Source organism: Pseudomonas sp. NFACC37-1 (assembly GCF_900101575.1).
Classification (GTDB): domain Bacteria; phylum Pseudomonadota; class Gammaproteobacteria; order Pseudomonadales; family Pseudomonadaceae; genus Aquipseudomonas; species Aquipseudomonas fluorescens_AA.
The window spans coordinates 1-10,565 of record NZ_FMUZ01000064.1 but is presented as its reverse complement, the minus strand read 5'-3'; the positions used below and the strand labels follow the sequence as shown (position 1 = coordinate 10,565).

General features: G+C 51.0%; 4 protein-coding genes and 4 pseudogenes. All 8 read left to right on the top strand.

Features of this window, described 5'->3' with window-relative positions; genetic code table 11:
• Positions 1-635 (top strand): annotated as a pseudogene (locus BLP82_RS29400) (IS5 family transposase); the annotation flags it as partial.
• Positions 636-1,284: 649 nt separating this feature from the next.
• Positions 1,285-3,696 carry a N,N-dimethylformamidase beta subunit family domain-containing protein gene (locus BLP82_RS29390; RefSeq protein WP_218189444.1) on the top strand — a complete coding sequence of 804 codons (2,412 nt, stop codon included), beginning with the start codon at positions 1,285-1,287 and terminating at the stop codon, positions 3,694-3,696.
• 346 nt (positions 3,697-4,042) lie between these two features.
• Positions 4,043-5,383: an APC family permease gene (locus BLP82_RS29385; protein ID WP_092176931.1), complete on the top strand. Its 1,341-nt coding sequence runs from the start codon at positions 4,043-4,045 to the stop codon at positions 5,381-5,383.
• 158 nt (positions 5,384-5,541) lie between these two features.
• Entirely contained in the window at positions 5,542-6,966 is a 1,425-nt protein-coding gene (locus tag BLP82_RS29380; RefSeq protein WP_092176928.1) for a gamma-aminobutyraldehyde dehydrogenase, read from the top strand.
• Positions 6,967-7,243: 277 nt separating this feature from the next.
• Positions 7,244-8,596: pseudogene (locus BLP82_RS32240) on the top strand (HAMP domain-containing protein); the annotation flags it as partial.
• Positions 8,576-9,454, top strand: a complete 879-nt coding sequence (locus BLP82_RS32235) for a methyl-accepting chemotaxis protein (RefSeq protein ID WP_371914158.1) — start codon at positions 8,576-8,578, stop codon at positions 9,452-9,454. The pseudogene BLP82_RS32240 and the gene BLP82_RS32235, both read left to right, overlap by 21 nt.
• A 154-nt stretch (positions 9,455-9,608) precedes the next feature.
• A pseudogene (gene istA / locus BLP82_RS29370) lies at positions 9,609-10,181 on the top strand (IS21 family transposase); the annotation flags it as partial.
• 235 nt (positions 10,182-10,416) lie between these two features.
• Positions 10,417-10,565: pseudogene (locus BLP82_RS31065) on the top strand (IS256 family transposase); the annotation flags it as partial.

Below are 10,565 nucleotides of genomic sequence, written 5' to 3'. Positions count from 1 at the left end.
TTCGATCAGATGCTCAAACGCTTACACCTGAGATTGAATGAGCAAGGCTTGATCGATCTGCAAACCTGGATGATCGACTCAACCGCAGTACGCGCAACCCGAGCCTCATCTGGCGCTCGGAAAAAAGGGGGCCTGACGAGCCTGCCGATCACGCTCTAGGCCGCAGCCGCGGCGGCCTGACAACCAAAATCCACATGCTTTTCGACGCCAACGGAACACCGTTGCGCTTCCTTTTCTCTGGCGGTCAAGCCAGTGACATCAGCTATGCCCAGCCATTGCTGGACGAGGTCGGCATCCCGTTGAGCCAACGTGGGCGCCCGCGAAAACGCTGCAAATGGTTACTTGCTGACAAGGGCTACGACGCCGAGGCACTTCGCCGTTACTGCGACCAATATCGAATGCAGCCCGTCATCCCGCTGCGCTCAATGAAGCGCAAACCCAAACCCGGCTTACCCAGACTGTTTGATAGGCCTAAGTACCGACAGCGCAACATCATCGAGCGCATGTTTGGCTGGCTGAAAGAAAACCGCCGCATCGTGACAAGCTTCGACAAGCTCGCAAAAAGCTATGCCGCCATGGTCGCGCTGGCTTGTTCCATGCGGTGTTTGCGACATCTCTTTTCGTACAGAGCCTAGCCAAACTTTAGCAGAAGTAAGCCGCAACTTCTTCTGGCGGATCGAAAGCGAAGGCCCTTGAGTCGTCTATCGGACCTTGAAGGTGCGAAAAGGCAGCCCCTCACCGATTCGTAGTAAAGCACTTATTGCACCGATTTGGTGCGGCGTACGCTCTGGCGAAAATATGAGTTCTCTCACATGAAAGATTACCCCTCCCGCGCGATGGAATATGTCTTCACCGGCATAGGACGGTCAGTTTTCACCATCGGAGCGAAGCGCCGCCATGTTGCGAGTGCGCAACAAGGATATTTGAGCAACTGATAAGTAAGAGGAATATATGAAAAAAACAACAATCACCGCACTGAGGGCTTGATCATGCGTACTTCCTCAGAACGCGAAGCAGAATTGGCTACGTTATTCCAAGCCCGGTTTTACGGGCGCCTGCGCGCCGACTGCGATGCTGACGTGGTCGCTTCATTCGAGCGCTCGCCGCTCGGGCCCCACGATGATAAGACTGGGAGAGTTGTGCGGGGGCTGGGCGGCGCCTCCATCACGGGCAAAGCCATCATCATTTCACTTGGTACCGATGGGCCTTGGGGAGTCGGAAACATAGTGATCGGGAAGCGAGGAAATTTCGTGCCAAGTCCAGGGGTTTTCCTGACTTACGAAGATGCCTTGCGTCACGTTTTTTCGCTTCGTTGCCGGGCGCTCCTGGATATCAAGTAATGCCAACTGGATTCACAGTTGCTTAACGGGTGAAATGGAAATGAAAAATACAAACAAGCAAATTTTCGGCTATAGCGATCGTTTCTCGGTATCGCCTGGGCAAAGTCTTTCTTTCAAGGTGAGTTGCGAAGGAGTGGCAAAATATGAAGCCTCTCTGGTTAAGCTCCGTCACGGGTTCACAGGAGGATCGAGTCCAGGCTTCCTTGAGACGCCAATCGCCTCGTCGTTCGAGGGGGGCTATGAAGGTCACGAATATGTGTGCCAGCCAGGCTCCTACGTTGAGGTCAATGATCCGAAGGAACTGCTCCGTTCACCGGATGGGTTGATTATCGAAGCTCATATATTTCCGACGCTTCCTCACGGAACGCGGTCGGGTAATTTTGGCGCTTACACCGTTGCTCAGAACTCGATAAGTGGTGACTCTAGCCTACAGGCAGTGCTCGGAAACTGGTCTGCTGAGAGTTCTGCTGGCTACGCGCTTGTGTTGGAAGAAGGCCGACCAACATTTGTATGGGGAGAAGCTGGCGAGACGCGCAAAATCTCATTGGCAACGCCCCTTATTGCACATCAATGGTACCGCATCACTGTTACGATAAAACCCGATCTTGGTTCCGTGCGCATAGGCCAGGAACCAATTGATAACATCATGAACCGTCTGTCATCGAGCGCAAATACGCTGACCGGAGAGTCACTCACGGTTCCATTTCGCACTGGGCGCTCAAACACCACAGCACCCTTCCGAATAGGCGCTCTTGCACGTTATGAGGGCGGCCAATTGCTGGCAACCGCAGCCTACAATGGAAAGATCGGTGGGATACGCATCTCGCGTCTAAACCCGGGTGATTCGGTTGCTGACGAGGTTGCTGCCTGGCACTTTGGGAAAAGCAATCGCGCGGACGGCCTCTTGCTGAAAGACGTTGTCGACGAGTCCAAAAATGATTTGCACGGCCGCTGTTTCAACACTCCGACACGTGGAGTGACCGGACACAGATTCCAAGGGTTGAATGACGACTTCAGGACTGCACCGAATGAGTTCGACGCCATTCATTTTCATGACGATGACATCACAGACGCTCAATGGCCGACGGCATTCACAATGGAGGTTCCAGAGGATCTCACAAGTGGCGTGTATGCCGTTAAACTACTGGGCGAGGGCGCCGAGCAGTACATCCCATTTTTTGTCAAACCAGGTGCTCACAAGCGCGAAGTTGCAGTGCTGTTTTCCACTGCAACTTACCTAGCGTATGCCAACGACCGAATCGCCTTTGAAGCAAATGGAGCGGAAATTATAGCCAGCCGTACACCGATCATTGATCGGCAGGATTTGACGCTTCAAGATCATCCCGAGTTTGGTCGCTCCTGCTATGAAATACATAATGACGGGTCGGGTGTTGTTTTTAGCAGCCCCCGTCGTCCGATCCTGACCCTCAATCCTAAGCACCGCGCTTGGTTCATGGCGGAAGGTGTGTGGGGGCTTCCTGCTGACCTCTGCATTGCGCACTGGCTTGAGGCGATTGATTGTGAGTTTGATGCGCTCACAGACGAAGATCTTGATCGCGAGGGATTTGACCTGATCAAAGATTATAAGATTTTGATCACTTGTAGCCATCCAGAGTATGTAACGCGCAACGAGCTTAACGCGATTGAGTCGTTCACTGCTAACGGTGGACGTTTGATGTATCTGGGAGGAAATGGGTTCTTCGCCACTGTTTCTTTTGATCCAGAAGACCGGCATATCATGGAGTTGCGAAGATCAGATGCCGGTACCAGGCCTCACGAGTCGGCGTTTGGTGACCGCCGGCACCAAACTTCCGGAGAGATTGCCGGGCTGTGGCGCAATAAAGGTATGCCACCACAGCGATTGTTAGGAGTTGGATTCGCAGGGCAGGGCTTTGATCGTAGTACTTACTATGAGCGACTTACTGACAGCTACGATCCTCTTGCCGCATTTGCGTTTGAAGGGATTGGTCGTGATGAGCGTATAGGCGATTTTGGGATCATGGGCGGTGGCGCCGCGGGTGCGGAGATTGATCGATACGATCCTTCGCTAGGATCAGCACCCGGGGCACTGTTACTAGCCACGTCAGGGCCGCTCTCGGATGCCTACCTTCTGGCAGCCGAAGATGTTCTCGAGTCAATTCCTGCCATTGGCGGCACTGAGCAGTCACGCTTGCGGGCAGATATCGTCTTAACTCCACTGCCGGGTGGGGGAGGAGTATTTTCCGTGGGGTCGATTGCGTATACCGGCTCTCTTTCTCACAACGACTACGACAATAATGTTGCTCGTCTCACAGGCAACGTGCTTAGGCGGTTCCTTGATCCTGAACCGTTAGACGTAGCGATTGATTCAAACTGAGCGTCCGACTCGATGAGTAGGCATTAGGCTTAGCATTTAGATGCAAGTACGGAGCAGCGGATGGTTAGCTGCTCTGTCGCGCTATAGGCTTCATCTGTTGAGGTGTGCACGCATACGAAAAGCGCCGTTCGCTTGTTCGAAAGTCCACTTTGGCAAAGGGTCTTATAATGGAACTTATCTGATGCCAAACATTAAGTTTGGCGGTTGATACGAAGGATTCTTGCAGTCCCGATGTTTGTTTAGAACAAAAACGTTTCGCGTTGTCATAGCTGATTTTTCTAGTGTGTGATAAACGTAGTGCGAATCTGCCTGGGGAAGTACCCAGCCAATCGTTAAGGGGAATAAAATGAGTGATGCCTTGGTTATGCCAAATGAGGGTCGTAAACTCAGCAAGAAACTCTCGCTTACTGACGTAATTGTCTATGGTTTGCTTTACTTCGGTCCAATTGCTCCTATTCCTGTCTTTGGAGCGATTCACAATATCTCCAACGGCATGAGCGCACTGACTTATGCCTTTGCAGCTATTGCCATGATATTCAGTGCAATTAGTTACAGTGAAATGGCGAAACACATTACTCTCTCTGGGTCGGTATATTCTTACGTAACAAAAGGTACAAATTCAACATTTGGTTTTATGGCAGGATGGTCGATTTTGTTGGACTATCTCTTGCTTCCAGCATTGCTGGCGATTCTCGGTGCAGCGGCGCTACAACCGCTGTTTCCTGAAATCGATAAAACTGTTTGGCTAGTGCTCTTTGTTGCTGTACCTCTGATCGTTAATTTTTTCGGAATTACTGTTAACGTGAACGTCGGCAAAGTTCTTCTGATTATTCAGCTGGTTGTTCTCTCAATTTTCGTAGTATATTCGATCGGGCTTATTGCTGACGGTGCAGTTTCTAGGGCTCAACTACTTGCTCCATTCTATAATCCGGCTCAGTTCAGTATTTCCGCTGTCTTTAGCGCTGTACCAATCGCTGCTTTGAGTTTTATCGGCTTTGACGCTGTCTCTACTTTAAATGAAGAGGCCAAGGGTGGCGGCAAAACCGTATCGAAGGCCACGATGTTATTGCTTGTCATCGTTACTGTATTGTTTGTAGCGCAAGTTTATCTAGTATCTGTCTTTGTTCCGCTAGGTTCTACATTCGAAGGCGCTGACGCTGATGTGGCGTTTTACACGGTTAGCACGCAAATAGTTGGGGCTTGGTTCCTGCCTGTTATTACTTTAACAAACGCACTTATCGCTTTGCTGGCCAATGCGCTCACCTCACAGGCTACTACGACGAAAGTCATCTACTGCATGGCGCGCGACAAAAAATTGCCCAGTATGCTCACTAAGCTCAATAGAAATGAAACCCCGATTATAGCGTTGTATCTCGTCGCTGCGCTTTCACTCATTATTGCAATTCTTGCCAAAGATCACATTGAAATGATCGTGACAATGGTGACATTCGGCGCATTGACTGCTTATGTAATGCTTCACATTTCTGTTGTTTTTTTCTTCAAAAGTAAGGCTGACAAGTCTTTCTTTAAGCATGTCGTCTCTCCTGTGATAGGTGCAGCCGTTCTGTGCTACGCATTGTTCAGTGCCAATTCGAATGCCCAGTTCGTAGGTGTTGCATGGCTTTTAATTGGTTGCGTGGTCGCGTGGATTTTGAAAGGTAAGCAATCCTTGGAAATACCTGTATAGATTCCTATTATTTCAGGGGGGCATGAGAGACTATGTTTCTGCTGAAAAATTGTTTTGAATCTTTAACTGGACGTTTGGCTTGGCAAACGATAAACATTCTATAATCCTAAATTTTTTGAGCTCAATGGAGTAAGTCCTTGCGCTCGATGGAGAAACTTATGCACTTCAAAATGCTCATTGACGGCCAACTTGTCGAAGGGGAAGGCGAGCGCCTTGTAGTTATGAATCCTTCGCTCGGCTGCAGATTGGCAGAAATTGCCGAGGCAACACCTTCCCAGGTTGATCGCGCCGTCAAGGCCGCTGATGCCGCGTTCGAGAGTTGGTCGCAGACTACTCCAAAAGATCGCTCACTATTGCTTCTTAAACTTGCAGATGTCATCGATAGTCATGCCAAAGAGTTAGCGCGTCTGGAGTCCGATAACTGTGGTAAACCTTACGCGGCGGCTTTAGCTGATGAACTTCCTGGAGTGTCAGATATATTTCGCTTTTTCGCGGGAGCAAGTCGCTGCTTACAGGGCGCCGCAGCTGGAGAGTATTTGGCTGGTCACACTTCTATGATTCGTCGGGATCCAATCGGCGTCGTCGCATCGATTGCGCCATGGAACTATCCCTTGATGATGGCGGCATGGAAGCTAGCTCCAGCACTAGCCGCTGGGAATACGGTTGTTCTTAAACCCTCCGAACAAACACCACTGACTGCGCTGAAGTTAGCCGCTTTAATTGCTACGGTTTTTCCAGCAGGTGTGGTCAATATCGTATTTGGTCGAGGGCTAACTGTTGGTCAGCCACTTACTACCCACGATAAAGTGCGGATGGTCTCACTAACAGGTTCAGTGGCCACTGGAACTCATATCATCGCTGAGACAGCGAACACTGTTAAACGAATGCATATGGAGTTGGGAGGTAAAGCCCCTGTCATAATTTTTGATGACGCAGACATCAATGCGGCAGTAGATGGTATACGTAATTTCGGCTTTTATAACGCAGGACAAGATTGTACCGCAGCCTGCCGGATCTATGTGCAAAAAGGCATCTATGATCAGTTTGTTGAAAAGCTTGGGTTGGCCGTATCCCAAATTAAGTGCGGTCTTCAGGATGATCCGGACACCGAGTTAGGGCCGATGATTACTGAGCAGCACTTAGAGCGTGTGGTCGGCTTCGTTGAAAGGGCGCGATCTTTGCCGCATATAAAAGTGGTGACTGGTGGTAAACGGGTTGAAGGCCCTGGTTTCTTTTTCCAACCAACGGTGCTCGCCGGAGCTCGTCAAGATGATGAGGTAGTGCGAAGGGAAGTTTTTGGCCCGGTAGTTTCGGTAACCGAATTTGAAGATGAATCTCAGGTGTTGGCGTGGGCAAATGACTCAGATTATGGTCTTGCATCATCCGTGTGGACATCAGATGTTGGACGAGCACATCGCCTTGCTGCACGTTTGCAATATGGCTGCACTTGGGTTAATACGCACTTCATGCTTGCGAGTGAAATGCCCCACGGAGGTTTAAAGCAGTCGGGCTACGGCAAAGATATGTCTATGTACGGGTTGGAAGACTACACCGTAATTCGCCATGTGATGTTCAAGCACTAGTGGGTCGGCGTGCGCTCATCTTAAACCATGAGCGCCAAAGACGGTCTGTTTTGACAACAAAAAACTTCGGGAAGTATTACATCATATTAACCATGGGCTCGGTGGCGAGCCAAATGGAGTCGATGCGGATCACCGGGCAAGCTCAAGGATAAAACGGGCGCAACCATCAGCATCTGAAGTTGGCCATTGAACGGTGAGTTTTTGCTGGCCGGAAGGGATCTCGATGCTGATGGAGGCTTGCCGAATAATTCACTGCGTTACTTGGCTTGATTAGGCCATGTTTAGCAATAGTTTCAGTTGTAACTGTGGGCTGTTGGTTCCTGCACATTTGCTAATCTATTCCCCATCCGTCTTGAGTAATTGCACATTGGCCAGTCTATCAATTAAATTTCGTATCGCTGGTCTCGCGGGGCTGTGCATGCTCGGCACCGTGAGTGCCTTGGTAGCATTCTCGATAAATAACATCAATGGTATCTCGACGCTTAGTACTGATTACAGTACCAAAATGCTAGGAGACAGTGCTCTTCAGTACATGCAGTCGCTTGGTCAGACGCAAGCGCAACTTGTGAGTAAGCGTTTTTCAGATGCGCGGATTTTTGGTGACGCGCTAATGCAGCAGGTCACCTATCACCGTGCTTATAGCCAGCAGCAAAAGCTGGATCCGTCCTCAGTCCGCAAAGGATTAATAGAACTACTCCAAAACCAGGTTACAGTTAACTCTGAAGGGTCGGGAGTGGGTATCGGCTTCGCGGCTAACGCGTTGGATGGATCCGACTCAAAATTTGTGGGCGACAAGGCTGCAGGTGGCAATGAAACTGGACGTTTCGCTCCTTATATTTATGCATCGCCCCAGATGCCTGGGTATATAATGAGCGACAAGGAAATGGCGGATGACGGAACCCCAGGAACGTTCTGGTACACATGCGCGATGAAGAGCGGCAAAGACTGCGTGACAAATCCTTATTCCTTTACTAATTCGGAAGGTGTCACGGCATTAATGTCTACAGTGTCGATTCCAATTCTTGCTGGGACTGCACGCCTAGGTGTAATTTGTGTCGACATAAGTTTAGGCAGTCTTCAGCAAATTGTTGATGCTTCTAGTCAAGGACTCTACGACGGTAAATCACAAATAACCTTTGTTAGTGCTGACGGGGTGATTGCGGCACGGAGTGGTGAGCCATTGTCTGCAGGGAGGAAGTTCTCGGAGGTCGACCAAGTGACCAGTGGTCAGCTCATTGAGCATCTGGGAGACCAGGGCCCTACTGTTCTGAAGGCTGAAGGCAAAACCGCTGTAGTGGCGGCATTTGCGCCTATCCAAGGTGGCGATAATTGGGCAGTGATCATTCAGGTACCTGATGAGTTGGTGTTTGCGTCATCCAATGCGCTGCATGCGCATCTCAGCCAAGCTAGCAAAGAGGCAACCACCCTACAGACGCTTTTAGGAGTGTCCGCTGCTTTGGTGAGCATTCTCATCCTGTGGCTGATGGCGGGTACAATCAGTCGACCTATATTGCGAGTGGCGGACGTTTTCAAGGACATAGCCAGTGGCGGGGGCGATTTGACACGCCGCGTAGATTACGCCCCATCCGACGAGGTTGGGAGTTTGACGATGGCATTCAATCAGTTCTTGGATAAGCTTCAGCCCATCATCAGAAAAGTGAGCCAATCCGCTGACTGCACTAGACAAACTGCTGGTGAGGCAGCAGAGGTTGCGAATCAAACAAGTACGAGTATGCATGCTCAGCTGCGCGAGGTTCATCAGGCGGCAGCTGCCTCTCTTGAAATGAGTGCCACTTCACAGGACGTTGCCCGCAACGCTGCGCTTGCCGCAGACGCCGTCCGCCGGGTTGACGGTGCGACTCAGCAAGGCCAAAAGACAGTGGATCAGACAACGCAGTCCATCACCAAGCTTGCTTCTAAACTTGATTTAGCTGTGCAGCAAGCAGAGACCTTATCGGCAACTAGCTTGAAAATAGGTGGCGTGCTCGACATCATCAATTCCGTGGCGGAGCAGACAAATCTGTTAGCTCTCAACGCGGCCATCGAGGCAGCACGAGCAGGTGACTCTGGCAGAGGCTTCGCTGTGGTGGCTGATGAGGTGAGGCACTTGGCGAAGCGTACTCAAGATTCGGTGGCTGAAATTCAGGTGGTCATCGAACACTTGCAGCAAGGCACTGGTAGCGTGGTCAGCTCGATCCGCGACAGCCACTCGCAGGCCGTTGAAAGTGTTCAGATCGCGAAGATTACTGTCCAGAAGTTCCGGGACATCAACCATGGCGTGGAGGTGATCAGCGATATGACACTTCAAATCGCAAGTGCTGCGGAGGAGCAAAGCGCGGTATCGGAGGAGGTCAGTCGTAATATCTCTGCGATTCGAGACGTCGCTCAGTCCTTGACTTTGAAAGCCGAAGATTCCGCAACTATCAGCCAGTCCCTCAGCCATCTTGCTACTGAGCAGATGAAGCTGATGTCAAACTTCAAAGTTTAACTCGGTGTCTCGGTAGGGCGGCAGAGTCACTGTTGCCGCTGATCGAAAACTGACCCTTTAGAGGCTCTTCTGCCGACTGAAAACCGACCCAGGTGTTCAACTGCCTCTCCTTACTTTTTGAGCAGGAGAACACAGGGTGATCAGCATGGAAATGTTGGGAAAAATCCGGCGGATGTACTTCCGCGACAAACTCTCACTGCATCAGATAGCCAAGCGTACCGGGCTTTCTAGAAACACCATCCGAAAAGGGGTCAGAGCGCCCGAAGCCACTCAGCCGGCGCACCAACGGTGCGCAACCTTCAACAAACTCAGCCCATTCCACGAGACGCTGGAGCAGGCGCTCAAGACCGATTCGTTCCGGCCAAAACATAACCGCAGGAGCGTCAAAGCACTTTTTGAGCAGATCAAGGCCGAGGGTTATGACGGCGGTTACAGCCAGCTCACGGCGTTTGTCCGCTCTTGGCGGTGCGAGCAAGGCAAGTCTTTACGCGCTTTTGTACCGCTGACTTTTGCCCTCGGCGAGGCGTTTCAATTTGACTGGAGCGAAGAGAGTCTGCTGATCGGTGGCCTGTTTCGACGTATCCAGGTCTCCCATATGTAGCTATGCACCAGTCGCGCATTCTGGTTGGTTGCGTACCCCAGCCAAGGCTACGAGATGTTGTTTGATGCCCATACCCGTTCGTTTGGAGCGTTGGGTGATGTGCCGCGTTCGTGCTACTACAACCATCACATCAGGCGTCGAACTCCAAACGTTGAGCGGGTTAGATTACGCAGTCGAGTTAATGAACTGTTTACGCAAAGTCGGAGCGCGGCCGGCAGTCGCAGTATCGTGTCGGATCGTGTCCCAGGAAGTGGTGTAACTGAACCAACCGAAGGCGCCCTGTGGGCGAAAGAGGATGGTCATCGTGGTTCTTGGCTAACGTTGAGTTTGCGAAGACCAAACACTCACCAGAGAAACCACGATGACCAAGCCCACTATCGCATTGACCGAGTTGGTTGAGAAAGGGGCAGATGCTGATCTGCTCAAGCAAATGATCCAGTTCGTTGCCCAGCGCATGATGGAGTTCGATGTCGAAGGCCTGTGCGGCGCCGGCTTCGATGTCAAAAGCCC

Bases quoted from the DNA above. Each gene is read 5' to 3' on its own strand.
- BLP82_RS32235 (WP_371914158.1), top strand. From the start codon at position 8,576: ATGGCATTCAATCAGTTCTTGGATAAGCTTCAGCCCATCATCAGAAAA.
- BLP82_RS29385 (WP_092176931.1), top strand. From the start codon at position 4,043: ATGAGTGATGCCTTGGTTATGCCAAATGAGGGTCGTAAACTCAGCAAG.
- BLP82_RS29380 (WP_092176928.1), top strand. From the start codon at position 5,542: ATGCACTTCAAAATGCTCATTGACGGCCAACTTGTCGAAGGGGAAGGC.
- BLP82_RS29390 (WP_218189444.1), top strand. From the start codon at position 1,285: ATGCCTTGCGTCACGTTTTTTCGCTTCGTTGCCGGGCGCTCCTGGATA.